General features: G+C 59.0%; 28 protein-coding genes and 1 tRNA gene. 9 read left to right on the forward strand and 20 right to left on the reverse strand.

The features are described from left to right. The first annotated feature begins 7 nt into the window (after positions 1–7). The 3 genes from sctS to sctU are packed head-to-tail and all read left to right on the forward strand — an operon-like array spanning position 8 to position 2,164. Positions 8–271 (forward strand): type III secretion system export apparatus subunit SctS, encoded by a 264-nt coding sequence (gene sctS / locus GDV60_RS05115; RefSeq protein ID WP_029295719.1) that lies wholly within the window; start codon positions 8–10, stop codon positions 269–271. Positions 272–281: 10 nt separating this feature from the next. Continuing rightward, complete coding sequence (gene sctT, locus GDV60_RS05120; RefSeq protein WP_159906475.1) at positions 282–1,070, forward strand: type III secretion system export apparatus subunit SctT; 789 nt, start codon at positions 282–284, stop codon at positions 1,068–1,070. Beyond that, positions 1,067–2,164: a type III secretion system export apparatus subunit SctU gene (gene sctU / locus GDV60_RS05125; RefSeq protein ID WP_159906476.1), complete on the forward strand. Its 1,098-nt coding sequence runs from the start codon at positions 1,067–1,069 to the stop codon at positions 2,162–2,164. Before sctT ends, sctU begins: the two co-directional genes overlap by 4 nt. Here sctU and GDV60_RS05130 read toward each other — a convergent pair. The 19 genes from GDV60_RS05130 to GDV60_RS05220 form a co-directional block, all read right to left on the reverse strand. Then, complete coding sequence (locus GDV60_RS05130; RefSeq protein ID WP_256679359.1) at positions 2,161–2,472, reverse strand: transcriptional regulator; 312 nt, start codon at positions 2,470–2,472, stop codon at positions 2,161–2,163. The genes sctU and GDV60_RS05130 overlap by 4 nt on opposite strands. A gap of 56 nt (positions 2,473–2,528) precedes the next feature. Further along, complete coding sequence (hrpT, locus tag GDV60_RS26715) at positions 2,529–2,732, reverse strand: HrpT family type III secretion system protein (protein ID WP_029295710.1); 204 nt, start codon at positions 2,730–2,732, stop codon at positions 2,529–2,531. Continuing rightward, the gene (gene sctC / locus GDV60_RS05140) at positions 2,729–4,870 is read right to left on the reverse strand and encodes a type III secretion system outer membrane ring subunit SctC (RefSeq protein ID WP_159906478.1); all 2,142 of its coding nucleotides are present in this window, start codon (positions 4,868–4,870) and stop codon (positions 2,729–2,731) included. The genes hrpT and sctC overlap by 4 nt, the downstream gene beginning before the upstream one ends. 14 nt (positions 4,871–4,884) lie before the next feature. Next, positions 4,885–5,277 carry a hypothetical protein gene (locus GDV60_RS05145; RefSeq protein WP_029295706.1) on the reverse strand — a complete coding sequence of 131 codons (393 nt, stop codon included), beginning with the start codon at positions 5,275–5,277 and terminating at the stop codon, positions 4,885–4,887. A 1-nt stretch (position 5,278) separates the two neighbouring features. Continuing rightward, a complete protein-coding gene (locus tag GDV60_RS05150) occupies positions 5,279–5,497 on the reverse strand; it encodes a hypothetical protein (protein WP_029295703.1) in 219 nt (72 codons plus the stop codon). 96 nt (positions 5,498–5,593) lie between these two features. After that, positions 5,594–6,184 carry a type III secretion system stator protein SctL gene (gene sctL, locus GDV60_RS05155; RefSeq protein ID WP_159906479.1) on the reverse strand — a complete coding sequence of 197 codons (591 nt, stop codon included), beginning with the start codon at positions 6,182–6,184 and terminating at the stop codon, positions 5,594–5,596. Positions 6,185–6,189: 5 nt separating this feature from the next. Next, positions 6,190–6,747 carry a type III secretion protein gene (locus GDV60_RS05160; protein WP_092233522.1) on the reverse strand — a complete coding sequence of 186 codons (558 nt, stop codon included), beginning with the start codon at positions 6,745–6,747 and terminating at the stop codon, positions 6,190–6,192. Beyond that, positions 6,740–7,486, reverse strand: a complete 747-nt coding sequence (gene sctJ / locus GDV60_RS05165; RefSeq protein WP_236299122.1) for a type III secretion system inner membrane ring lipoprotein SctJ — start codon at positions 7,484–7,486, stop codon at positions 6,740–6,742. The genes GDV60_RS05160 and sctJ overlap by 8 nt, the downstream gene beginning before the upstream one ends. Before the next feature lie 51 nt (positions 7,487–7,537). Further along, positions 7,538–7,741 carry a type III secretion system rspB gene (locus GDV60_RS05170; RefSeq protein ID WP_224791186.1) on the reverse strand — a complete coding sequence of 68 codons (204 nt, stop codon included), beginning with the start codon at positions 7,739–7,741 and terminating at the stop codon, positions 7,538–7,540. Positions 7,742–8,025: 284 nt separating this feature from the next. Continuing rightward, positions 8,026–8,226, reverse strand: a complete 201-nt coding sequence (locus GDV60_RS05175; protein ID WP_133715585.1) for a hypothetical protein — start codon at positions 8,224–8,226, stop codon at positions 8,026–8,028. A 191-nt stretch (positions 8,227–8,417) separates the two neighbouring features. After that, on the reverse strand, positions 8,418–9,341 hold the full coding sequence (locus GDV60_RS05180) for a sigma-54-dependent Fis family transcriptional regulator (RefSeq protein ID WP_029295693.1): 924 nt from the start codon (positions 9,339–9,341) through the stop codon (positions 8,418–8,420). A gap of 419 nt (positions 9,342–9,760) precedes the next feature. After that, positions 9,761–10,861, reverse strand: coding sequence for a redox-regulated ATPase YchF (ychF, locus tag GDV60_RS05185; protein ID WP_159906480.1), 1,101 nt, complete (start codon positions 10,859–10,861; stop codon positions 9,761–9,763). Positions 10,862–10,883: 22 nt separating this feature from the next. Further along, a complete protein-coding gene (pth, locus tag GDV60_RS05190) occupies positions 10,884–11,468 on the reverse strand; it encodes an aminoacyl-tRNA hydrolase (protein ID WP_003208389.1) in 585 nt (194 codons plus the stop codon). A 168-nt stretch (positions 11,469–11,636) separates the two neighbouring features. Next, positions 11,637–12,242: a 50S ribosomal protein L25/general stress protein Ctc gene (locus GDV60_RS05195; protein ID WP_029295688.1), complete on the reverse strand. Its 606-nt coding sequence runs from the start codon at positions 12,240–12,242 to the stop codon at positions 11,637–11,639. Between the two features lie 138 nt (positions 12,243–12,380). Beyond that, positions 12,381–13,322, reverse strand: coding sequence for a ribose-phosphate pyrophosphokinase (locus GDV60_RS05200; protein WP_003171603.1), 942 nt, complete (start codon positions 13,320–13,322; stop codon positions 12,381–12,383). 45 nt (positions 13,323–13,367) lie between these two features. After that, a tRNA-Gln gene (locus GDV60_RS05205) sits at positions 13,368–13,442 on the reverse strand. Positions 13,443–13,478: 36 nt separating this feature from the next. After that, complete coding sequence (gene ispE / locus GDV60_RS05210; protein ID WP_092233525.1) at positions 13,479–14,327, reverse strand: 4-(cytidine 5'-diphospho)-2-C-methyl-D-erythritol kinase; 849 nt, start codon at positions 14,325–14,327, stop codon at positions 13,479–13,481. Position 14,328: 1 nt separating this feature from the next. After that, positions 14,329–14,946 (reverse strand): lipoprotein insertase outer membrane protein LolB, encoded by a 618-nt coding sequence (lolB, locus tag GDV60_RS05215; protein WP_070996768.1) that lies wholly within the window; start codon positions 14,944–14,946, stop codon positions 14,329–14,331. A gap of 4 nt (positions 14,947–14,950) precedes the next feature. Beyond that, complete coding sequence (locus GDV60_RS05220) at positions 14,951–16,675, reverse strand: tetratricopeptide repeat protein (RefSeq protein WP_159906481.1); 1,725 nt, start codon at positions 16,673–16,675, stop codon at positions 14,951–14,953. A 303-nt stretch (positions 16,676–16,978) separates the two neighbouring features. On the opposite strand from GDV60_RS05220, the gene hemA reads away from it, so the two are divergent. The 6 genes from hemA to GDV60_RS05250 all read left to right on the forward strand — a co-directional run bounded on the left by hemA (position 16,979) and on the right by GDV60_RS05250 (position 22,346). Beyond that, positions 16,979–18,268, forward strand: a complete 1,290-nt coding sequence (gene hemA, locus GDV60_RS05225) for a glutamyl-tRNA reductase (RefSeq protein ID WP_029295660.1) — start codon at positions 16,979–16,981, stop codon at positions 18,266–18,268. Next, entirely contained in the window at positions 18,265–19,347 is a 1,083-nt protein-coding gene (prfA, locus tag GDV60_RS05230; RefSeq protein WP_029295658.1) for a peptide chain release factor 1, read from the forward strand. The genes hemA and prfA overlap by 4 nt, the downstream gene beginning before the upstream one ends. Beyond that, positions 19,348–20,178 carry a peptide chain release factor N(5)-glutamine methyltransferase gene (prmC, locus tag GDV60_RS05235; protein ID WP_029295656.1) on the forward strand — a complete coding sequence of 277 codons (831 nt, stop codon included), beginning with the start codon at positions 19,348–19,350 and terminating at the stop codon, positions 20,176–20,178. Beyond that, positions 20,172–20,927: a molybdopterin-synthase adenylyltransferase MoeB gene (locus tag GDV60_RS05240; protein WP_159906482.1), complete on the forward strand. Its 756-nt coding sequence runs from the start codon at positions 20,172–20,174 to the stop codon at positions 20,925–20,927. Before prmC ends, GDV60_RS05240 begins: the two co-directional genes overlap by 7 nt. Next, the gene (murI, locus tag GDV60_RS05245; RefSeq protein WP_029295652.1) at positions 20,920–21,714 is read left to right on the forward strand and encodes a glutamate racemase; all 795 of its coding nucleotides are present in this window, start codon (positions 20,920–20,922) and stop codon (positions 21,712–21,714) included. Before GDV60_RS05240 ends, murI begins: the two co-directional genes overlap by 8 nt. Before the next feature lie 113 nt (positions 21,715–21,827). Further along, the gene (locus GDV60_RS05250) at positions 21,828–22,346 is read left to right on the forward strand and encodes an acyloxyacyl hydrolase (protein ID WP_092233542.1); all 519 of its coding nucleotides are present in this window, start codon (positions 21,828–21,830) and stop codon (positions 22,344–22,346) included. A gap of 168 nt (positions 22,347–22,514) precedes the next feature. Here the strand turns inward: GDV60_RS05250 and GDV60_RS05255 are convergent, their stop codons facing one another. Next, positions 22,515–22,820: a YkgJ family cysteine cluster protein gene (locus GDV60_RS05255; protein WP_029295648.1), complete on the reverse strand. Its 306-nt coding sequence runs from the start codon at positions 22,818–22,820 to the stop codon at positions 22,515–22,517. Positions 22,821–22,864 lie beyond the last annotated feature (44 nt).

Genomic DNA, 22,864 nt, shown 5'->3' on the forward strand with positions numbered 1-22,864 from the left:
GTGACCTATGGAACCGATCGTACTGTTCAAGCAAGGCATGCTGTTGGTGGTGGTGCTCTCGGCGCCGCCGCTGATTGTCGCGGTGATCGTCGGGGTGTTGACCTCCCTGGTGCAGGCCCTGATGCAGGTACAGGACCAGACATTGCCCTTTGGCATCAAGCTGGTGGCCGTCGGCATCACCCTGATCCTGACCGGGCGCTGGATTGGCGTGGAGTTGATTCAACTGATCAACATGACATTCGACATGATTGCCCGCTCGGCACTGAACTGAGGCACACGCATTGCTCCTTTACCTTGAGTTCTTGCCCAGCCTGTTGATCAGCATGGCGCGCATCTACCCGTGCATGTTCCTGGTGCCGGCCTTCTGTTTCCAGCATGTGCGCGGGATGACCCGGCACACGATCGTGATGGTCGTGGCCCTGTTTCCCACACCCGGCATTCATGCTGCATTGATGGGCAAGGACTACTCCGCATTGATGCTGGGCGGGCTGGTGCTCAAGGAGGCGGCCCTGGGGTTCTTGCTCGGGGTTTTGCTGTTCATGCCGTTCTGGATGTTCGAGTCGGTAGGCGCGTTGCTCGATAACCAGCGTGGCGCCCTGGCGGGCGGGCAACTCAACCCTTCGTTGGGGCCGGATGCGACACCGGTCGGGCACCTGTTCAAGCAGTTGGCGATTTTTCTGCTGATCTCGACCCTTGGGTTGGGCGTGCTGACGCAAGTGATCTGGGACAGCTACCTGATCTGGCCACCCACGGCGTGGGTGCCGCTGCCGGCGGTCAATGGCTTCAGCGAGTTCCTTGGCCTGCTCGGCGATACCTTCGTGCACATGATGCTCTACGCGGCGCCGTTTATTGCGGTGCTGTTGCTGCTGGAGTTCGGTTTCGCCTTGCTCGGGCTCTACAGTCCGCAGCTACAGGTGTCCACCCTGGCCATGCCGGCCAAGAGCCTGGCGGGCCTGGCTTTCCTGCTGCTGTACTTTGCCCTGTTGGAGGATTTGATCGTCGGGCGCATGGGCTTGCTGACGGACCTCAAGCATGCTCTTGGCCTGATGGTTCGGGGCCCGCGGCAATGAGTGACTCCGGCGAGAAAAAACACGCGGCGAGCCCCAAGAAACTCAAGGACCAACGCAAGAAAGGCCAGGTTGCCCAAAGCCAGGACGTGGCCAAACTGTTGGTGCTCACCGCGATCAGCGAGATCGCTCTGTTCACCGCCGAAACCAGCCTGCAGCGCTTCCAGCAGATGATGGCATTGCCTTTTGCGCGGCTCGGCCAGCCGTTTGTGCGCGCCCTGGAAGAAGTGCTGATGGATGGCCTGGTAGTGTTTTTTTCGTTCGGCCTGTTGATGTGCGGGGTGGCGATCGCGGTGAAGCTGATAAGCAGCTGGATGCAGTTCGGCTTGTTGTTCGCCCCGGAAAGCCTGAAGCCGGACTTCAATCGCCTCAACCCGCTCAGCCAGCTCAAGCAAATGTTCTCTGCGCAGTCGGTGATCAATCTCTTGATGGGACTGGGCAAGGCGTTGTTGCTCTCGCTGATCCTCTATGTGGTGATCACCCCCTCGCTACAGGTGCTGATCGACCTGGCCACCAGCGATCTGCAAAGCTACATCGTGGCGCTGATCGCCCTGTTCCGCCACTTGCTGCATGCCTGCCTGGGGCTGCTGCTGGTGCTCGCGCTGATCGACTGGAGCATGCAGAAGTATTTCTTTGCCAAGCGCATGCGCATGACCCAGGTGGAGGTGGTCAAGGAGTACAAGGACATGGAGGGCGACCCTCACGTCAAGGGCCAGCGTCGCTCCCTGGCCTACCAACTCGCCCAGGAAGAGCCAAAGGTCAAGCTGCCCAAGCTGGAAGAGTCCGACATGCTGGTGGTCAACCCGACGCACTTTGCCGTGGCGCTGTACTACCGCCCCGGCAAAACGCCGCTGCCGATGTTGGTCGACAAAGGCACAGACGCCCAGGCGCGCCAGTTGATTGGCCGGGCCAAGGCCGCCGACGTGCCGGTGATCCAGTGTGTGTGGCTGGCGCGCATGCTGTATGAGCGAAAGCTGGGGGCGCCGATTCCACGGGAGAGTTTGCAGGCGGTAGCGCTGATCTATCGCACCCTGCGTGAGCTGAATGATGAATCCAAGCGCCAGACCCTTGAGTTACCGGAGCTTGCGCGCCGCTAGGGCGCGCGTTGTACATCCAGGGTTTCGAGCTTGGCCAGTGAGAGCAGGCGGCTGACGATGTCATCGAGCGGCTGGCCGTTGGGCACCAGCGCATGCCATATCACCAGGTTGCCCTTGGCATCGAGGTACACGAAGCATCCATCGAACACCATGGCGTGGACAAAGCGCCGCTCCAGCACCCGCTGCACCTGGCCGGCCTGCAGCGCCTCAGGTGCAATCTGCAGGGCCAGGCCGGGTTTTTGGCCGGCGCTCAACCGGCACAGGCTGATGCCCGGGCACAACGTGTGGTGAGCGACGTCGCCGCTCATCAGTTTGTCCAGAGGCACCTGGCGAGGCGCATCAGTGTCGGGTAAGCCCATGGCGGTCACTGTTCCAACGAGATCGTCTGATAGTCCGCCCTTTCGCCTGATGGGCCGGGTTCGACGCGCATTTGCGGCGGCCACCAGACCACCAGCTTGCCAGCGCTCGATTGCGGCCGGGAGCAGGAGTTGCCTTTGCACGTCGGGGTACAGCCGGCCATAAGCAGCACTAGGCCCAGGAGGGTGATGCAGGAGAGTCGCTGTTTCATGGCGCGGTCTTCCGTGTTGGCGTGAGCAGGGAGGGGCGGGTTACACCGATATGTTCATCCTTCGCCACCGGGCGCATGGCGATGAACACCTCCGCCTCTTCGCCCGGCTTGAGCCAGGCCCGTGGCCAGACGCTGACGGCCAGGGTCTGGGAATTGCTGCATTCGTTCTCGTCGATGCGCACGTTGCGATTGAACTGATTGCGCATCACCACCACCGCCACGTTGAACTGCGGGCCGGCGTACCACTGGCTGCGTTCGGTGTTGAGCGCCAGCAGGTCACGGGTTTTGCACAAGGTGTCCAGGCCCAGCGGCATGGGGGCGGCTTTGAAGGCGTCAGGTACTTGCCCGGTGACGAGGTGGGCGAGGGCGCTGGTGATCGCGCTGCGCTTGATCACCGGCGGGTGCTCGGCATAGCGCCTGGCCAACGGTTTGAGGGCCGCCTGCAGTTCTACCTGGTCGTCCGGTGGCAAGTAGCGTGACGGGTCGGCCTGGTCGCCGATAACGCGGGGGGTGAGGATAAACAGGCGTTCACGTCGGTTGTTCTGCCGCTCGGTGGAAGAGAACAGTGCCTTGCCCAGCAACGGTATATCGCCCAGCAACGGCACCTTGCTTCTTTTATCGGTGCTTTCGGTGACATGGAACCCGCCGACCACCAGCGAACGTTTTTCCGCCATCACCGCCTGGGTGCTGACTTTGCCCCGGCGTACATCGGGGCCTATGCGTTCGGGGTTGGACTCGTCGAAGTTGCCGTCTTCGATATCCACCGCCAGATGGACCTGGTGCCTGCCACGGGTGGTAATGACCCGTGGCACCACCTGGAAACTGGTGCCCACGGTGATCGGCAGGATGGTCGCGTTTTCGACGCCGGCAGTCAGGTATTGAGTGCGGTTGAAGTCAATCACCGCAGGTTGGTTTTCCAGGGTCAGCACCGAAGGGTTGGACACCATGGTCGCCAGGCCCTTGGCCTCCAGGGCCCGTACATCGGCGTAGAAACGGTCGCGCTTTTCGATCGACAGTTGCGCCGATGTCCCAGGCGCCATGTTCACACCGCCGAGAAAGCGGCTGTTCTGAAAACCCCAGTTGACCCCGAACTCTTGCAGTTGGGTGCGCTCGATATCCAGGATGATTGCGTCGATCTCCACCAGTTTGCGTGCCACATCGAGTTGGGCGATCAGCTCGCGGTACATTGCCTGGCGTTCTGGCAAGTCATAGATCAAGACGGCGTTGTTGCGCACATCCGCCTCGACCCGAATTCGCCCTCTTGCAGTGGGGGCTCTGGAGGTGAGCGACATGCCGGGCTCCGTCTGCCCCAGGGGCGCCTGTGCGCCGAGCAACTGGTTCAGCATCGGGTTGCCCAGCCGGGGAAGGATCGGGGTGATGGGCGAGGGCTGCGCTGCCGAGGCCGGGCGTGGGCTCATCGACGACAGGACAGAGTTGTCCCGGGGCTCCAACAGCCCGCGTAGCATGCTGGCAACACCCGCGATGACCAGCTTTTCTCCGCGATAATCAATCGGGCGGTCCGCCGCGTTGGCGAATCTCAGCGGGAACGTCAGCACGCTCTGTTTTTCATCGGGGGATTTTCGCTGGCTGCTGAATTGCCTGATCTGTTCGATGTAACGCTTGGGGCCGGATATCAGCACCACGCCATCGTCAGGGAGTTCCCCCCAACCGAAACGGTTGTCGAGCAGGCCAATGTCAGTCAATGCCTGCTTAAGGTCCGCAACGGTTTGCGATGAGACCTCCAGGCGCGCGGACTGCTGCTGGTCCAGGGTGCTGATGTACAGCATGTTGTTGTACATGTACCACTGGAAGCGATGCTCTACTGCCAGCCGGTCAAGCAACGACTGCGGGGTGTTGGCGCGTATCTTGCCGTTGACGGTGCCTTCCAGGTGGCCGTCGAATTGAATCTGCGTGCCAAAGGTCTGGGCGAAATCCTCCAGCACCTCACGCACCTGCTTATGGTCAGCCTCATAGGCGTAGGCGGTATTTTTCCATTCGGCGGGGATCGCGGCGAGCGAGCTTTGCATGGGCAAAAGCAACCAGGGCAGTACCAGCAGGTAGCGCCAATGAGGGCCTTTTTGAAGGGCCGCGGGCGAGACGGAGCGCAAGCGGGTGCGCTCGTGATTCTTGTTGGGCATGGGGTGTTCTCTGATTAGTGCGGCAGCGAGCGCAGTGACGTGGGTTGGAACCGTGGGGCCTGTTTTGCAAGGCGCGTAATCATTGCGCGCCAGGTATCGCGCTGGTTGAGCAGGGCTTGGAGACTGTCCAGCAAAGGCTTCTCGCTGGTGCTTTGCTGTAGACACTGAGTCAACCAGAGCGCACCCGTTGCAGGCGCCTGTGCGAGTGCACCTTGAAAGTGACTCAGGCTTGCGTTACCCAGGAGCATCCAGGTGTTGAGCTGTGATTTGTCAGGGCGGCCCTGGGTCAGTTGGACCTGCAACAAGAGGGTGTCAGGGCCGTGGCGCAGGAGTATTTCGTCATGGTCTTCGATCAGCCTTAATTCTTCGGCGCGGCTGTTCAACCAATTGGTAATGAGCGCCTTCACGTTATTGTCCGCTGTCCAGGCCGGACTTCAGTAGCATATGTCTGGCCCTGATATGTTCAGTGAAAGCGTATTCGGATTTACGGTTGGTCATCACCAGTTCATAGAACAAGTCCATGTCCGCCTCGGATCCAGAGTTCTGCTCCATCAAGTCGCTGACATCGTTTCTGCTGCGCTTCGCATCGCTAAGAAGTTGCTCTCTGTAACCTGAGTAGTAGTTCATGGATTTGCTCCTTTTTTGTGTTTCCTCTCTGTGGTTTTGTATGTCGAATTGGTTCCATGTGTAGCCGTTTATTTGGCGCGTGTGCGTGGTGGAAAATCAGGCATCCAACCGCTTACTGCTTGGCTCTAGAAAGGTGTCGCGCATGGCGGCCCAATCAATGCAAAAGTCGCCCTCTTCGGTTTGTAACAGCAACGTCTGGGGTTTGACGGTATCGTCGGCGCGTAGCGCCCAGAGCGTGGTGTTGTGGTCGGCGAGAGCCTGGCGTGCGGCCTCCAGCTCCTGGGGATGGCATAGCAATGCCGCCTTGACCATCGGCATCTGGCTGACCATCAATTGTCTGACCAACGCGGCCATGCGTTGTGGCAGGGGCGTATCTTCCAGCAGCAGACGAATCGCCTGGTTGGCGATTGAAGAGGCATATCGTTCAAGGTTGTCGTACATCGCCTGGCGTTCGCCTTCCCAGCGTTTGAACTGCGCGTCGGCACGCCGCCAGATTTCAAGGCCGGCCTGCTCCAGCAGCTTTTCCCGCTGCTTTTCTGCCCGCTTCAGCAATTGCCTGGCCTGGGCCTTGGCATGCTCCAGTGTGTTGTGGGCATGGGCGTAATTGGCCAGGGTTTCGCGGGGGATCAGGGTTTCGGCAAAGGCGGTGGAGCCTTTGGGTAAGTCGATTTTATGTCGGCAAAACATCGTGTTCAGTCTCCATGGTCCTTGGCGCAAGGTGCTTGAGCGTCGCTGTGGATTGTCGCAATACGCCAGACCACGGCGTGCCAAAGGGTATCGAGGCGGCTGTAGGAGTCCCCAAGCGAAAGGGCTTTTTTTTCCAGTTCCAGAACGCGCTGGCGAGGGAATCTCAACCTGATGCGTTGCCAGGTGGCGGGGCTGACCCAGGTGCGTAGCAGCTGCAAGGGGTCCTCATCGGGCTGCAGCATATCTGGGGGCAATGCCTTGGACAGTCTGTTGCACCACTGGTGGAGGTTTTCATTCAACGCGCTTGCGTAGGCCGGGCGACACGCGCTGTCAATCAACGCCAGCACCAGGTCCAGTTGCTCCGGCGAGGCGAGCGCCAGTTGCAGCAATGTGGGCTGAGGCGTGGGCGGCAGGCAGGGCGTGATCCCATAGAGTCTGGCTACCCACAGGTGTCGACTGTGACCAAGCGCAGTCAGTGCTGCGTGCTCATCAACCGTTCTCCAGCCTTCGCGTGAATGCAGCCAGGGGGTTGCCCACCACTGGACCCATGCCAGGTTACTCATCGTGCGAGGATGGCCCGGCCGTTTGGGCATGCGGCAGCGCTCGCTGGCCCCTGATCCGCCAGAATGTCACGGCGATAATGAGCACCACTAAAACGATCATGGTGAAGGTGACGCTGGCCCGCCAAAAGCCAATGTCATCGCCCGGCACCAGGAACGGACCGAAATAGGCCAGGCGTTGCTGCTCCAGATAAGCCGTTGCGGGAACGAATACCACCGTCAGTTTTTGCGGATTTTCGACGGCGTTGGTCATGCCAGGAATACTGCTGGAGACCATCCGGCGCACACGGGCCTGGATGTTGTCGGGGTCAAGCCTGGGATCGTGCTTGATGAACACGGACGCGGAGGCCGGTTGTACCGGTTCGCCCGGTGCAACACGCTCGGGCAACACTACGTGTACGCGGGCGACAATCACGCCGTCGATGTTCGATAACGTGGTTTCCAGTTCCTGGGACAAGGCATAGATATAGCGCGCGCGCTCCTCAAGCGGAGTTGAGATCACCCCTTCCTTGCGAAAGGTGTCGCCCAGGGTAGCGCGGGCGGTCTTGGGCAATCCAACGGCTTCCAGGGTGCGTACGGCCCGCCCGATATCGGAGGCGTTGACCACGACGACCACGCCGTCTTTGGCGGGGACTTTGGTGGCGCGTATATGCTTGTCTGCCAACTCCGCGATGACTTCATTGGCTTCCTGCTCGGAGAGTTGGCGGTGAAGTTCGACGCGGTCACTGCAGGCATTGAGCATGAATGACAACACTAGCGTTAACGTAATAAACCGTAGGCGAGTCATTTTTATCTACTGAAGGTTGCAGATTTTATCGATGCCTTGTGCGGTTTTACCGACACTTTTAACGAGCATTTGCGTCAGCAATAACGTATCGGACAGTTGCTCAGGATACTTTCGCGCTTCATCAAACTTATTCTCGCTGCTCAAGGCTCGCAGACTTTTGGTCATGCGCTGGGTGACAGAAGTCAGCCGCTCGGATGCTTCGGACAGCATGCTCTGTGGCGTCGTGTAATGGGGCCCTGGGCTGGGCTGGGCTGACGAGTCCATGATTGAGGCGAAATAATTGACATCGGTGTGGGAGATCGAGGACTCCTGTGCGCTGGAGGACCCATTGAGATCCTCATGTTCAGCAGAGCGTACTCTTCCTATAAACATATGGCGCCTATTAAGTAAGTATCGCGGGGAGGGTTTGTTATTGATGAGGCCATTCGTTGTTAGATTGGCGAAGTGACCTTCCCGCCACCCAGTGGCAGGAAGGTCAGAGAGGGCCAGGCTGATTACAAACGGAGTGCGTCAGACGCGGTTTTGATGCCTGCGGTATTTTGGTTTACCGCAGTTTTCCAGGCATTTTTCACACCGTCAGCCCTCTTTTTCGCTTCTGCGGCTTCAAGGCCTGCGTCTGCCTGCTCTGCACTCATACCACCAGCGCCGCTACCGTAAGGGTTGGAGCCGGAAGAGCCAACTGAACCAATACTCATATTGTTTACTCCGTATTTAACGTTGATTTCACTGGACGCTAGCGATGCTGAGAGAAGCATTTATCACATGCAGTTTCGCCGTTCCATAATTTATGTGGCGCAGGAAATGTATGCGTTCCAATTGTGTCTGCAGGGTATGTTTCAAAAAATGTAATTTTTCAGTTTGTTGCCAGATCTTTATAGTGCGCAAGTTATGTCAGTGATATTTCCAGTTGCTTCATTCGGTAATAGAGGGTGCGCTTGGGCACGCCTAACTCGATGGCGACGCCATCAACATTATGGGCATGCCGGTTCAGCGACTCTTCAATCAGAACTTTCTCGATTTGCTGTAAACGTTCCTTGAGCGGCATCTCCCAGTCCTGGCGTTCTTTTACCGCAGCACAGAGGGGAGGGAGCCCCAGGACGAAACGCTTGGCTGTCGAGCGCAGTTCGCGCACATTCCCTGACCAGGGATGGCAAAGCAATTGTGAAAGCAGAGCGTTGGGAGGCGAGGGTGCTGGGCACTTGAAGTACTCAGCCTCCTGCCGGATCATTTTCACGAACAGCGGGATGATGCGCTCTGGTTGCTGCCTGAGTGGCGCCAGGTTGATGTTGACCACATTCAGGCGAAAGTACAGGTCGCGCCTGAAGGCCCCTTGAGCGACCATCTCATGCAAGGACTGCTGGGCAGAGGCAATGACGCGCATGTCTACGGGGATAAACCGGGTCGAGCCCAAGCGTTCGACGCCACGGGACTCCAATACCCGCAGCAACTTGGCTTGCAGGGGAAGCGGCATGCTGTCTATTTCGTCCAGGTACAACGTGCCCAGGTGCGCAGCTTCGACAGAACCTGCACGCGATTGCATGGCCCCGGTGTAGGCGCCGCTGTTGACTCCAAAGAGCTGGCTTTCGGCAAGGCTCTCCGGTATCGCCGCACAGTTGACCGCGACGAAGTTCCCCCGTCGTCCTGACAGGCAATGAATACGTTGCGCTAAAGTGTCCTTGCCGGTGCCTGTTTCCCCAAGCAGCAGAATGTCGATGTTGAGCGCGGCAGTGTTATTGATGGTTGTTTCTATGTCTGGGCAATCATTGAACGGGGTGTCTGTTTCAACTTCACTTTGATAGGAGGCCGACATGTTGCTATTGCTCCAATTCCATTAGAGTTGTCGCGTCACTATTGTTTGATTTTTCTAGTGATAGGGATCAGTAGACCGGAAAATGCCCATGATGTCATGGCGAAAGGATGTTGGGATTGTTCACTGTTTTGCCGGTGTTGTTAAAGAACTTGAATTGGAAAAATATTCAAGTTTTTGTAGGAGTGGTATTTGCTGTAGCGCGTAGGAGCAATCCTAAATATTTTATGATTGTTATTTAATTGGCGGGCTGCGCGCTTGAAGTGTCAGTTTTCTGCTCTGCCTGTTCATGTTATTAAAATACATAACAGTGTCTTAATATTTCCCCCGCTGGAAAGTCCCTGTTGTAAATGAAGCACCCACAAAAAAGCCGATGCAGGGCATCGGCTTTTTTGTGGGCGGCAGGTGCCGCAGGTCAAGCGTTACACGTTGAAGCGGAAGTGCATTACATCGCCATCTTTGACGATGTATTCCTTGCCTTCCAGGCGCCATTTACCGGCTTCCTTGGCCCCGGCTTCACCCTTGAACTGGATGAAATCGTTGTAGGCGATCACTTCGGCGCGGATAAAGCCTTTTTCGAAGTCGGTGTGGATCACGCCGGCAGCCTGTGGCGCGGTGGCGCCGACCTTGACGGTCCAGGCGCGGACCTCTTCGACACCAGCGGTGAAGTAGGTTTGCAGGTGCAGCATTTCGTAGCCTGCACGGATCACACGGTTCAGGCCGGGCTCTTCCAGGCCCAGGGCCTCGAGGAACATGTCTTTTTCTTCGCCGTCTTCCAGTTCGGCGATTTCCGCTTCGATCTTATTGCACACCGGAACAACCATTGCGCCTTCTTCTTCGGCAATGGCCAGGACCACGTCGAGTAGCGGGTTGTTCTCGAAGCCGTCTTCAGCCACGTTGGCGATGTACATCACAGGCTTGGTGGTCAGCAGGTGGAAGCCCTTGATCACAGCCTTTTCGTCGACGCTCATGTTCTTCATCAGGCTGCGTGCAGGCTTGCCCAGGGTGAAGTGAGCAGTCAGTTGCTCAAGCAGGGCCTTCTGCACCACGGCGTCCTTGTCACCGCCTTTGGCATTGCGCGTAACCTTTTGCAGTTGCTTCTCGCAGCTGTCGAGGTCGGCGAAGATCAGTTCCAGGTCGATGATCTCGATGTCGCGTTTCGGGTCGACGCTGTTGGAGACGTGAATCACGTTCTCGTCTTCAAAGCAGCGGACCACGTGAGCGATGGCATCGGTCTCACGGATGTTGGCCAGGAACTTGTTGCCCAAGCCTTCACCTTTCGACGCACCGGCTACCAGGCCTGCGATGTCGACGAACTCCATGGTGGTCGGCAGGATGCGCTTGGGATTGACGATGGCGGCCAGGGCCTCCAGGCGCGGATCGGGCATCGGCACGATACCGGTGTTGGGTTCGATGGTGCAGAAGGGGAAGTTCTCCGCCGCAATACCGGACTTGGTCAGGGCGTTGAACAGGGTGGACTTGCCGACGTTAGGTAGGCCGACGATGCCGCAATTGAATCCCATGGTGTTTCCCCTCGGAAAAAAGTCAGGCCTTCTGGCTGTGCAGGTTTTTCATCGCACGGTTCCATTCACCGGCGAAGATATCCGGCAGCACGCCGAGGGCAAAATCGATGCTGGCATCGAGTTTTTCCTGTTCGGCGCGTGGCGCACGACCCAGGACGAAATTTGAAACCATACTGGCAACGCCTGGGTGGCCAATGCCGAGCCGCAGACGGTAAAAGGTATTCTGATTGCCCAACTGCGCAATGATGTCGCGCAGGCCATTATGACCGCCATGGCCGCCGCCTTGCTTGAGCTTGGCAACGCCGGGTGGCAGGTCCAGTTCGTCATGGGCCACCAGGATTTCTTCGGGTTTGATCCGGAAGAACCCCGCAAGCGCCGCGACAGCCTGGCCGCTGCGGTTCATGTAGGTGGTGGGAATCAGCAGACGAACATCCTGACCCTGATGCGAGAAGCGTCCGGTCAGGCCAAAATATTTGCGATCGGCCACAAGATTGACGCCTTGGGCGTGGGCGATGCGCTCAACAAAAAGGGCCCCCGCGTTATGCCGGGTCTGTTCGTATTCGGCGCCTGGATTTCCCAGGCCAACGATCAGTTTGATGGCAGTCACGACAGGGGCCCTTCCTTTGGAGTTGTGGATAACATCGCCGCAACCTCGTTGCGGCGAAAGTGGACGACAGGAGCTCACTTATCCAGAGATAAACTTCGCGTTATCGCCCGCTTTCTCGCTACGTTTCGGTCCGCGATGTTTCCTCAAGCTCCGACGCTGCAGAGAGTATTACTCGGCAGCGGTTTCGCCAGCTTCATCTTCTGCTACAACACGTGGCGCGTGGACGTTGGCAACAGCCTTGTCGTCGTTGTGAGCCAGTGCAACGAACTCAACGCCTTTAGGGGCCTTGAGGTCGGACAGGTGAATGATGGTGCCGATTTCAGCAGCCGACAGGTCGACTTCGATGAACTCAGGCAGATCTTTCGGCAGGCAGCTTACTTCCAGCTCGGTAGTGGTGTGGGAAACAACGCCACCTTTCTTGACCGGAGCTTCTTCACCAACAAAGTGCACAGGCACGATAGCGGTCAGTTTCTGACCAGCAACAACGCGTACGAAGTCAGCGTGCAGTACGTGACCTTTGGCCGGGTGGCGTTGCAGAGCCTTGATGATAACGTTCTGCTTTTTGCCGCCAACGTTCAGTTCGATAACGTGGCTGTAGGCAGCATCGTTTTCGAGCAGTTTGGCAACTTCTTTAGCCAGCATGCTGATGGATTCAGGGGCTTTTTCGCCACCGTAAACTACAGCTGGAACCAGGCTTGCGAGACGACGCAGGCGGCGGCTCGCACCTTTCCCCAGGTCGGAACGCAGTTCAGCATTCAAAGTAAAATCGTTCATGTTGTATCTCCAAAATAACCACATTCGCCCCAGCGTTTGCGACCAGCGCTAAAGGCGATATGGGCAAAAAAGCCCCGCCCCAGCATGGTGCTGGGGCGGGGCGCTTTTCGTCAGGTTGATGCCACCAAGGTTTGACCCTTAGCGGAACATCGCACTGATCGATTCTTCATTGCTGATGCGGCGAACCGCCTCAGCAACAACCGGTGCGATATCCAGTTGACGGATACGCGCACAGGCTTGAGCAGCGGCGGACAACGGGATGGTGTTGGTCACCACCAGTTCGTCCAGCACGGAATTCTCGATGTTCTCGATCGCTCGGCCCGACAGCACAGGGTGTGTGCAGTAGGCGAAGACTTTAGCCGCACCGTGCTCTTTCAAGGCTTTAGCCGCGTGGCACAGGGTGCCGGCGGTATCGACCATGTCATCGACCAGAATACAGGTACGCCCTTCGACATCACCGATGATATGCATCACTTCAGAGTGATTGGCTTTCTCACGGCGTTTGTCGATGATCCCGAGGTCCACGCCCAGGGATTTGGCAACAGCCCGTGCACGCACGACGCCACCAATGTCCGGGGACACGATCATCAGGTTTTCAAAGCGCTGGTCTTCGATGTCATCCACCAGAACGGGGGAGCCGTAGATGTTATCTACCGGAATATCGAAGAACCCCTGGATTTGGTCAGCGTGCAGGTCAACCGTGAGAACACGATCGATACCTACCACGGTCAGCATGTCAGCGACGACTTTCGCGCTGATAGCCACACGTGCGGAACGCGGACGGCGATCCTGACGGGCATAACCAAAGTAAGGGATTACAGCTGTGATTCGAGTCGCTGAGGAGCGGCGGAAGGCATCAGCCATCACGACGAGTTCCATCAGGTTATCGTTGGTCGGAGCGCAAGTCGGCTGAATAATGAAAACATCTTTACCGCGGACATTTTCATTGATCTCGGCTGTAATCTCGCCGTCGGAAAATTTACCGACTGAGATGTCACCGAGAGGGATATGCAGCTGACGTACAACACGCCGAGCCAGATCGGGGTTAGCATTCCCCGTAAAGACCATCATCTTGGACACGCGCAGTACCTAGAGGCTGAGGGTAACCTGGATGAGTATAGAAAATGGCAGGGGCGGCTGGATTCGAACCAACGCATGGCAGGATCAAAACCTGCTGCCTTACCGCTTGGCGACGCCCCTGTATCTGTTGCAACGAGTACCCAGTACTCGGTTCCTTTAGAGCAGACTTTGCAGCTTGCGATGCAACATCGAAACGTTGCTTCCCTTTGCTACAAACCCTGTAAGGGTCTCTGTAAGAAGGGCCGAGACTTTATCAGCTTCAGCTTTGTTTGGGAAGCCCCCAAACACACAACTTCCAGTTCCGGTGAGTTTTGCTTCGGTAAATTTACCTAACAAATTCAATGCGTTACGTACATCTGGATAACGCCTTGCTACCACCGGTAAGCAGTCATTTCGACTGTTTCCCTTGGGAACGGGGCGCACTTTAATGGGAGAAGAGTTACGTGTCAACAACGGATCTGAAAAAATTTCTGCTGTACTTACAGATACTTGCGGAACAAGCACGACATACCACGGCTCTTCGGGGTCTACGGGGGTGAGTTTTTCCCCGACACCCTCAGCAAATGCGGCGTGCCCACGCACAAAAACCGGGACGTCGGCGCCCAGTGTCAGGCCCAGTGCGGCCAGGCGATCTTCATCCCAGCCCAGTTGCCACAAGTGATTAAGACCGAGCAGGGTGGTTGCGGCATTCGAGCTGCCACCGCCGATGCCGCCGCCCATTGGCAGGATTTTATCGATCCAGATATCAATACCCAGCGAACAGCCGGATTGTTCCTGGAGCTTTTTTGCCGCCTTCACGATCAGATTGCTGTCATGGGGCACATCGGCAAATTCGGTGTGCAGTTGAATCACCCCATCGTCGCGTACGGCGAAGGTCATCTCATCGCCGTAGTCGAGAAATTGAAACAGCGTCTGCAACTCGTGATAGCCGTCTTCACGACGACCGAGGATGTGCAGCATCAAATTGAGCTTGGCCGGGGAGGGCAGGGTCAGGCGTTCGGTCATGTCACTGCCCCAGCTTGCGCGGTTGCCAGTCCTTGATCACCAGCGTGACGTCAAGGTTGCTGCCGTGCAGCTTGATGCGCTCGGGCAGCCAATAGCCGCTTTGCTCCACATAACTGAGGTACTCAACCTGCCAGCCATCCTGTTCCAGGGTGGCCAGGCGGCTATCGCCATTGAGGCTCAAGCGGCTCTTGCTGTCAGGCGCGGGCAGGCCGCGAACCCACCAGACCAGGTGCGAGACCGGCAGCTTCCAGCCGACCTGCTCTTCAAGCAACGCCTCCGGTGATGGCGCTTCATAGCGGCCCTGGTTGGCCACTTCGAGGCTCACTTGCCCCGGTCGCCCGGTCAGGCGTGCAGCGCCACGGCCCAGGGGGCCAGAGAGGCGGATGTCGTAATAATCCTGGCGTTGCAGCCAGAACAAGGTGCCGCTGCCCGAATCCTTCGGTGCACGCACTCCGATCTTGCCTTCGATCTGCCAGCCATCAATGCTGCTGAGCTGATCCTTGTGCTGGCGCCACTGCGCCGGGTTGCCCTGGCCTTCGACGGATTCACGGGCACCGAAGCCCGCACAACCGGCGAGCAGGGCGATAAAACTGAAAACGATGGCGTGGCGCAAAAACATAGAATTAAAGAGTCTCGGATCCGGTCAGGCGCTTGATGGTGCTGCGCAGGATAGGGCTGTCGGGTTGTTCCTTGAGGAACTTGGCCCAGATTTGTCGAGCTTCGCGTTGGTTGCCCTTGGCCCAGAGCACTTCGCCCAGGTGTGCGGCCACTTCCTGGTCGGGGAACCGCTCCAGGGCTTGGCGCAACAGGCGTTCGGCTTCGTCGAGGTTGCCCAGGCGGTAATTCACCCAGCCCAGGCTGTCCAGCACTGCCGGGTCTTCCGGGTTGAGCTGGTGCGCCTGTTCGATCAGGACCTTGGCCTCGGCATAGCGCGTTGTACGGTCTGACAAGGTGTAGCCCAGGGCGTTCAGTGCCATGGCATTGTCCGGATCGCGCTTGATGATCAGGCGCAGGTCCTTTTCCATCTGCGCCAGGTCATTGCGTTTCTCGGCCTGCATGGCGCGGGTGTATAGCAAGTTCAGGTCGTCGGGGTATTGCAGCAGGGCCTGGGCGAGGATTTTCCAGGCGCGCTCCCCCTGATTGTTGGCCGACAAGGTCTCGGCCTGGATCAGATACAGCTGGATGGCATAGTCCGGCTCGGCATCGCGGGCAGCGGCCAGGCGTTTTTCGGCTTCGTCGGTGCGACCGTTGTTCATCAGGATATCGGCCTGGCGCAGTTGCGCCGGCAGGTAGTCGTTGCCCGGGCCGACCTGGGCGTACTCGATCAGCGCGCCTTGCGGGTCATCCCGTTCCTCGGCGATGCGCCCCAGGTTCAGGTGGGCCGAGTCGACGTGGCTTTCCCGGGCGATCAGTTCTTCCAGGTAACCCTTGGCCTCTTCCCAGGCCTTGGCTTCCAGGCAGACCAGCGCCAGGGAGTAACGTAGTTCGTCATCATCCGGGTATTGCTGGACCAGGCTGGCGAACTCCACCTTGGCGTCTTCCATGCGGTCCTGTTCCACCAACATGCGCGCGTAAGTCAGGCGCAGGCGCTTGTCGTCCGGATACTTCTTGATGCTCTTTTGCAGCAGCGGCAAGGCTTCCTTGCCCCGGTTGAGGCTTTGCAGCAGGCGTGCGCGCAACAGCAGCGGGGCTATTTCACCTTCTTCCGGCGGGTTTTGCTCCAGCAACTTGAGGGCGGCTTGCGGTTCGTCATCCTGTTGCAACAACAGCGCCTTGCCAAATACCAACTGGCCGTTGCTCGGGTGCTTTTGCAGCAGGCGGTCGAAACTCTTCATCAGGCCATCGCGGGTGTCCTGGTCGGTATCGGCCGCGGAGAGGGCGAGGAAGTCAAAGTGGGTATCGCCCTTGCCCTGCAAGACTTTCTCCATGTAGACCATGGAGTCGTCGTAGCGCCCGGCCCGCGCCAGCTGGATCGCCGCGGCGCGCTGGGCCTCCAGGTCGTTCGGGGCGTTTTTCGCCCAGATCAACGCGGTATCCAGGGCTGCCTGGTCGGCGCCCAGGTATTCAGCGATGCGAAACGCTCGCTCGGAGATCCCCGGGTCCTGGGTGTTGATGGCCTGGGTCACGTAGTTATCCAGAGCAATGTCGAAACGATTGCGCTGGCCGGCGAGCTCCGCGCTCAGCAGGCTGAACACCGTTTCTTCGCTGAACGAGGAATAAACCTTGGGCTTTTCAGGGGCGGGGGTGCTGTCTTCCACCGGCGCAGGACTCTGCGACGATACGGGGGCCATGGACTGGCAGCCCCCGAGGAAGGCAAGGGCAAGGAGCAACGCGGAAGATCTATTCATATAGGAAGAGGACGACTAACCTGCGGTCGGATCATCATGACACAAGCCCTCGGCCAAACATAACCGGGGCACTCGTATTGCCTTAAATGCCTTCTATGTAGCAGCGAGCTTGCTCGCGAAAAACGCCAAGATGCCGCGTTTACCCAAGGTGCCAGCGTTTTCGTTGACGATTTTTGCGAGCAAGCTCGCTCCTGCAAAGGGTCTTTATAGACACAAGGCATTAGGACAATAGACGACGGTGGTTGTTCTGGATGAGTCGAAGTAGGACAATTGTCGGCTTCTCGACATCATCAGCGATATTGAATGGCCTTCCTTGCTCTGGGTATCAACCACAAGACTGCTTCTGTAGACGTCCGCGAGCGCGTGGCGTTTACCCCGGAGCAATTGGTTGAGGCTTTGCAGCAGCTGTGCCGGCTCACCGACAGCCGCGAAGCTGCGATCCTTTCCACCTGCAATCGCAGCGAGCTCTATATAGAGCAGGAACATCTTTCGGCGGATGTCGTGCTGCGCTGGCTGGCTGATTACCATCATTTGAGCCTGGATGACCTGCGCGCCAGTGCTTATGTGCATGAAGATGATGCGGCAGTTCGTCACATGATGCGTGTTGCATCCGGGCTTGATTCGCTGGTGCTGGGCGAACCGCAAATCCTCGGCCAGATGAAGTCGGCCTACGCCGTGGCCCGCGAAGCCGGGACCGTGGGGCCGTTGCTGGGGCGTTTGTTCCAGGCCACCTTCAATTCGGCCAAGCAGGTGCGCACCGATACGGCGATCGGTGAAAACCCGGTTTCCGTGGCTTTTGCTGCCGTCAGCCTGGCCAAGCAGATCTTCAGCGACCTGCAGCGCAGCCAGGCCCTGCTGATCGGCGCGGGCGAGACCATCACCCTGGTCGCCCGGCACCTGCATGACCTGGGCGTCAAGCGTATCGTGGTAGCCAACCGAACCCTGGAGCGCGCCAGCATCCTGGCCGAAGAGTTCGGTGCCCACGCGGTATTGCTGGCTGACATCCCGGCCGAGCTGGTGCGCAGCGATATCGTGATCAGCTCCACCGCCAGCCAGTTGCCGATCCTGGGCAAGGGGGCGGTGGAAAGCGCCTTGAAGCTGCGCAAGCACAAGCCGATTTTCATGGTGGATATAGCCGTTCCCCGGGATATCGAGCCAGAAGTCGGCGAGTTGGACGACGTTTACCTCTATAGCGTCGACGACCTGCATGAAGTGGTCGCCGAAAACCTCAAGAGCCGCCAGGGTGCTGCCCAGGCTGCCGAGGAAATGGTCGCGATCGGCGCCGATGACTTTATGGTGCGCCTGCGCGAGCTGGCTGCCGTGGATGTGCTCAAGGCCTATCGCCAACAGGGCGAGCGCTTGCGTGACGAGGAATTGCTCAAGGCCCAGCGTCTGCTGGCCAATGGCGGTAACGCTGAAGATATTTTGATGCAATTGGCCCGTGGCCTCACCAACAAGCTGTTGCATGCTCCCAGCGTACAGCTTAAAAAACTGACAGCCGAAGGCCGCCTCGATGCGCTGGCCATGGCCCAGGAACTCTTTGCCCTCGGTGAGGGCGCGTCAGACAGCTCTTCGGATAAAAAACTGCAATGAAAGCGTCACTGCTCAATAAACTGGACGTGCTCCAGGACCGTTTCGAAGAACTGACCGCCTTGCTTGGCGATGGCGAGGTTATTTCCGATCAAACCAAGTTCCGCGCCTATTCCAAGGAATACGCCGAAGTTGAGCCGATCGTGACCACCTACTCGCAACTGCTCAAAGTGCAGGCCGACCTCGAAGGCGCCCAGGCGCTGCTCAAGGACAGCGACCCGGACATGCGTGAAATGGCCGTGGAAGAAGTCCGCGAAGCCAAGGAAAAGCTCGTTGAACTGGAAGGCGACCTGCAACGCATGCTGCTGCCCAAGGATCCTAACGATGGGCGCAACGTCTTCCTGGAAATCCGCGCCGGTACCGGCGGCGACGAGGCGGCGATCTTCTCCGGCGACCTGTTCCGCATGTATTCGCGCTATGCCGAGCGTCGCGGCTGGCGTGTCGAAATCCTCTCCGAGAACGAAGGGGAGCATGGCGGCTACAAGGAAATCATCGCCCGGGTCGAAGGCGAGAACGTCTACGGCAAGCTGAAGTTCGAATCCGGCGCCCACCGCGTACAGCGCGTTCCAGCCACCGAGTCCCAAGGCCGCATCCACACCTCGGCCTGCACCGTGGCGGTATTGCCCGAGCCGGACGAGCAGGAAACCATCGAAATCAATCCGGCAGATTTGCGTGTCGACACCTATCGTTCGTCCGGCGCCGGTGGCCAGCACGTCAACAAGACCGACTCGGCAATCCGCATCACTCACTTGCCGTCCGGCATTGTGGTGGAGTGCCAGGAAGAGCGGTCCCAGCACAAGAACCGTGCGCGGGCCATGTCCTGGCTGTCGGCCAAGCTCAACGACCAGCAGACCAGCGCCGCCGCCAACGCGATTGCCAGCGAGCGCAAGTTGCTGGTGGGCTCGGGTGACCGGTCCGAGCGCATTCGCACCTATAACTACGCCCAGGGCCGGGTCACCGACCATCGGGTCAACCTGACCCTGTATTCCCTGGACGAGATCCTTGCCGGTGGCGTGGACGCAGTGATCGAGCCGTTGCTTGCCGAATACCAGGCCGACCAACTGGCCGCGATAGGTGAATAAATGACCATTATTGCCAGCTTGTTGCGCGCCGCCGAGCTGCCCGACTCGCCGACTGCCCGTCTGGATGCGGAGTTGCTGCTGGCGGCTGCCCTGGGCAAGTCCCGCAGTTACCTGCACACCTGGCCAGAAAAAATCGTCAGCAGCGAAGACGCGCTACGTTTTGCCGGCTACCTGCAACGTCGTCGCAGCGGTGAGCCGGTGGCCTATATCCTCGGCCAACAGGGCTTCTGGAAGCTCGACCTGGAAGTTGCGCCGCACACGTTGATCCCGCGCCCCGACACCGAACTGCTGGTGGAAGCGGCCCTGGAATTATTGCCCGCCAGCCCGGCCAACGTCCTCGACCTGGGCACCGGTAGCGGCGCCATCGCCCTGGCCCTGGCCAGCGAGCGCCCGGCCTGGCGCGTGACGGCGGTGGATCGCGTATTTGAGGCCGTGGCCCTGGCCGAGCGCAATCGCCAGCGCCTGCACCTGGATAACGTCACGGTGCTCAACAGCCACTGGTTCAGCGCCCTGAAAGATCACACCTATCACCTGATCATCAGCAATCCCCCCTATATTGCCGACAATGATCCGCACCTGGTGGCGGGCGATGTGCGCTTCGAACCCGCCAGCGCACTGGTCGCAGGTCACGATGGCCTGGACGACCTGCGCCTGATCATCGCCCAGGCGCCGCTGCACCTGGAGGCCGGAGGCTGGTTGCTGCTGGAGCATGGTTACGACCAGGCGCCGGCCGTGCGTGACCTGTTGCTGGCGCAAGGTTTTGCCGAGGTCCACAGCCGTATCGACCTCGGCGGCCATGAGCGCATCAGCCTGGGACGCCGGCCGTGCTGACCGATCAGGAGCTGTTGCGCTATAGCCGACAGATTCTGTTGCAACAGGTCGATATCGACGGCCAGTTGCGCCTGAAAAACAGCCGTGTATTGATCGTCGGCCTAGGTGGCCTCGGTGCTCCGGTGGCCCTGTACCTGGCAGCCGCAGGTGTGGGTGAGCTGCATCTGGCGGACTTTGACACGGTCGACCTGACCAACCTGCAACGCCAGATCATCCACGACACCGACAGCGTCGGCCTGAGCAAGGTCGATTCGGCTATCCGCCGCTTGAGCGCGATCAACCCAGAGATCCGGCTGGTTGCCCACCGCGCTGCGCTGGACGTTGATTCGTTGGCCGCTGCTGTAGCCGGCGTGGACCTGGTGCTCGATTGCTGCGACAACTTCGCGACCCGCGAAGCAGTGAACACGGCGTGCGTCGAAGCTGGCAAGCCTTTGGTCAGCGGCGCGGCGATTCGCCTGGAAGGCCAACTCTCGGTGTTCGATCCGCGACGCCCGGAAAGCCCGTGCTACCACTGTTTATATGGGCACGGCAGCGACACCGAACTGACCTGTAGCGAAGCCGGCGTCGCCGGTCCGCTGGTAGGCCTGGTCGGCAGCCTGCAAGCCTTGGAAGCCCTGAAACTGCTGGCCGGTTTTGGCGAACCGCTGGTCGGCCGCCTGCTGCTGATCGACGCCCTGGGCACACGTTTTCGCGAGCTGCGGGTCAAGCGTGATCCCGCTTGCAGCGTCTGCGGTCGCCAGCATGGTTAAGGATGCACCGATTGGTGTATTCGACTCCGGGGTCGGCGGCCTGTCGGTGCTCGACGAAATTCATCGTTTGTTGCCCCATGAGTCGCTGCTGTACGTGGCGGATTGCGGGCATATCCCCTACGGCGAGAAAACCCCGGCATTCATTCGCGAACGTTCGCGGGTGGTTGCAGAGTTTTTCCGCGGGCAGGGCGCCAAGGCCTTTGTGATTGCCTGCAACACGGCCACTGTGGCAGCGGTCGCGGATTTGCGCAGTGATTATCCGGATTGGCCGCTGGTGGGCATGGAGCCGGCGGTCAAACCTGCGGCTGCCGCGACGCGCAGTGGTGTGGTCGGGGTACTTGCCACCACGGGCACCTTGCAAAGCGCCAAGTTCGCCGCGCTGCTGGATCGCTTCGCCACCGATGTGCGGGTGGTGACGCAACCTTGCCCGGGGCTGGTAGAGCTGATCGAAGCCGGAGACCTCAACAGCCCGGCGCTGCGCCAGATGCTGCAAGGGTATGTCGCGCCGCTGATCGAGGCCGGGTGCGACACCATTATTCTGGGCTGCACTCACTATCCCTTCCTCAAGCCCTTGCTGGCGACGCTGCTGCCACCGTCAATCATCCTGATCGACACCGGCGCGGCAGTGGCGCGTCAGTTGCAGCGCCTGCTGGGCGAACGCCAACTGCTGGCCGAGGGCAATCCTCGGGCGGCGCAATTCTGGACCAGCGGTGATCCGCAACATCTCAGAAATATCCTACCCACACTATGGAAATTCAGCGGCGTTGTGCGAAGCTTCGCCCTGTGAAAAATTCGTGAAATAGCGGGTTTTTTAGCTGAACTTCTGCGTTGTCCGTGATTTCTATAGCTCTTGATGAGCAATACAAAACCATACAACTTCGTTTGGAAAGGATGTTTCTTATGAAGCGCTTGTTCTGTTTGGCCGCGATTGCGGCCGTTTTGGTAGGGCACTCTGTTTCTTCCCAGGCTGCCGGCCTGGAATTTGGGGTGGGGCATACAAGCGATTCGACCATGACCTATCGCCTGGGCCTGCAATCGGACTGGGACAAGAGCTGGTTGCAGAGCGATGTCGGGCGCCTGACCGGCTACTGGAGCGGCGCCTATACCTTCTGGGATGGTGACGAACGCGCCAGTGTCAGCAGCTTGTCGTTTTCCCCGGTGTTTGTGTATGAGTTCGCCGGCGAGTCGGTGAAACCCTATATCGAAGCGGGGATCGGCGTGGCGCTGTTCTCACGCACAAAGGTGGAAGACAACAACATTGGCGGGGCTTTCCAGTTTGAAGATCGGCTGGGCTTTGGCTTGCGCTTCGCCGGCGGGCACCAGGTGGGGATCCGTGCCACGCACTATTCCAACGCGGGCATCAGCAGCCACAACGATGGTATCGAGAGCTATTCGTTGAACTACACAATGCCGCTCTGATACTCCCCAAGCACAGCCCGACCCATGTAGGAGCGGGCTTGTGTGGGAGCCGGGCTTGCCCGCGATGCAGACGACTCGGTGCTTCAGGCAAACTGAAGTGATGCTATCGCAGGCAAGCCAGCTCCCACACAAGCCAGCTCCCACATTTGACCACCACCGTTTTCAGAATCAGCGGTAGACCGTTGCAATCCCCTGGCGCTCTTCAAGGCACTCCGGCGCGCCCATCTCGAACTCCCGGCAAATCAGCGGTCGTTTTTCATAGATCGTGCACATCATCGTGTCGCGATCCAGCGCGGCGCACCAGCCGTCGTCCAGGCGCAGCATGACTTCGCCGCCCCAATCGTCCGTGTCGATATAGCGATCAGGCACGCCGGTGTCGGTGATCAGCATGACTTCCAATTGACAGCAGCAGGCTGCGCACGTGGAACAGGTGACGGCGGGTTCGGTGATTTGGGTGTGGGGGATGTTGGTCATAGACGCGCAGTGTAAGGCAAGCCGGTCGAATGCGTGTGAAAGCT

It is taken from the genome of Pseudomonas sp. DTU12.1, assembly GCF_009873475.1.
Taxonomy (GTDB): domain Bacteria; phylum Pseudomonadota; class Gammaproteobacteria; order Pseudomonadales; family Pseudomonadaceae; genus Aquipseudomonas; species Aquipseudomonas proteolytica.

Excerpts from the sequence above, each read along its gene's own strand:
- GDV60_RS05170 (WP_224791186.1), bottom strand. The coding sequence starts at position 7,741 with ATGCTGTCCGAAGCATCCGAGCGGCTGACTTCTGTCACCCAGCGCATG.
- GDV60_RS05180 (WP_029295693.1), bottom strand. The coding sequence starts at position 9,341 with ATGTCGGCCTCCTATCAAAGTGAAGTTGAAACAGACACCCCGTTCAAT.
- ychF (WP_159906480.1), bottom strand. The coding sequence starts at position 10,861 with ATGGGATTCAATTGCGGCATCGTCGGCCTACCTAACGTCGGCAAGTCC.
- prfA (WP_029295658.1), top strand. The coding sequence starts at position 18,265 with ATGAAAGCGTCACTGCTCAATAAACTGGACGTGCTCCAGGACCGTTTC.
- hemA (WP_029295660.1), top strand. The coding sequence starts at position 16,979 with ATGGCCTTCCTTGCTCTGGGTATCAACCACAAGACTGCTTCTGTAGAC.
- sctU (WP_159906476.1), top strand. The coding sequence starts at position 1,067 with ATGAGTGACTCCGGCGAGAAAAAACACGCGGCGAGCCCCAAGAAACTC.
- prmC (WP_029295656.1), top strand. The coding sequence starts at position 19,348 with ATGACCATTATTGCCAGCTTGTTGCGCGCCGCCGAGCTGCCCGACTCG.
- sctS (WP_029295719.1), top strand. The coding sequence starts at position 8 with ATGGAACCGATCGTACTGTTCAAGCAAGGCATGCTGTTGGTGGTGGTG.
- GDV60_RS05160 (WP_092233522.1), bottom strand. The coding sequence starts at position 6,747 with ATGAGTAACCTGGCATGGGTCCAGTGGTGGGCAACCCCCTGGCTGCAT.
- GDV60_RS05220 (WP_159906481.1), bottom strand. The coding sequence starts at position 16,675 with ATGAATAGATCTTCCGCGTTGCTCCTTGCCCTTGCCTTCCTCGGGGGC.
- sctJ (WP_236299122.1), bottom strand. The coding sequence starts at position 7,486 with ATGCTCAATGCCTGCAGTGACCGCGTCGAACTTCACCGCCAACTCTCC.
- GDV60_RS05255 (WP_029295648.1), bottom strand. The coding sequence starts at position 22,820 with ATGACCAACATCCCCCACACCCAAATCACCGAACCCGCCGTCACCTGT.
- murI (WP_029295652.1), top strand. The coding sequence starts at position 20,920 with ATGGTTAAGGATGCACCGATTGGTGTATTCGACTCCGGGGTCGGCGGC.
- hrpT (WP_029295710.1), bottom strand. The coding sequence starts at position 2,732 with ATGAAACAGCGACTCTCCTGCATCACCCTCCTGGGCCTAGTGCTGCTT.
- sctL (WP_159906479.1), bottom strand. The coding sequence starts at position 6,184 with ATGTTTTGCCGACATAAAATCGACTTACCCAAAGGCTCCACCGCCTTT.
- GDV60_RS05175 (WP_133715585.1), bottom strand. The coding sequence starts at position 8,226 with ATGAGTATTGGTTCAGTTGGCTCTTCCGGCTCCAACCCTTACGGTAGC.
- sctC (WP_159906478.1), bottom strand. The coding sequence starts at position 4,870 with ATGCCCAACAAGAATCACGAGCGCACCCGCTTGCGCTCCGTCTCGCCC.
- lolB (WP_070996768.1), bottom strand. The coding sequence starts at position 14,946 with ATGTTTTTGCGCCACGCCATCGTTTTCAGTTTTATCGCCCTGCTCGCC.
- GDV60_RS05150 (WP_029295703.1), bottom strand. The coding sequence starts at position 5,497 with ATGAACTACTACTCAGGTTACAGAGAGCAACTTCTTAGCGATGCGAAG.
- GDV60_RS05130 (WP_256679359.1), bottom strand. The coding sequence starts at position 2,472 with ATGAGCGGCGACGTCGCTCACCACACGTTGTGCCCGGGCATCAGCCTG.
- GDV60_RS05250 (WP_092233542.1), top strand. The coding sequence starts at position 21,828 with ATGAAGCGCTTGTTCTGTTTGGCCGCGATTGCGGCCGTTTTGGTAGGG.
- ispE (WP_092233525.1), bottom strand. The coding sequence starts at position 14,327 with ATGACCGAACGCCTGACCCTGCCCTCCCCGGCCAAGCTCAATTTGATG.
- GDV60_RS05195 (WP_029295688.1), bottom strand. The coding sequence starts at position 12,242 with ATGAACGATTTTACTTTGAATGCTGAACTGCGTTCCGACCTGGGGAAA.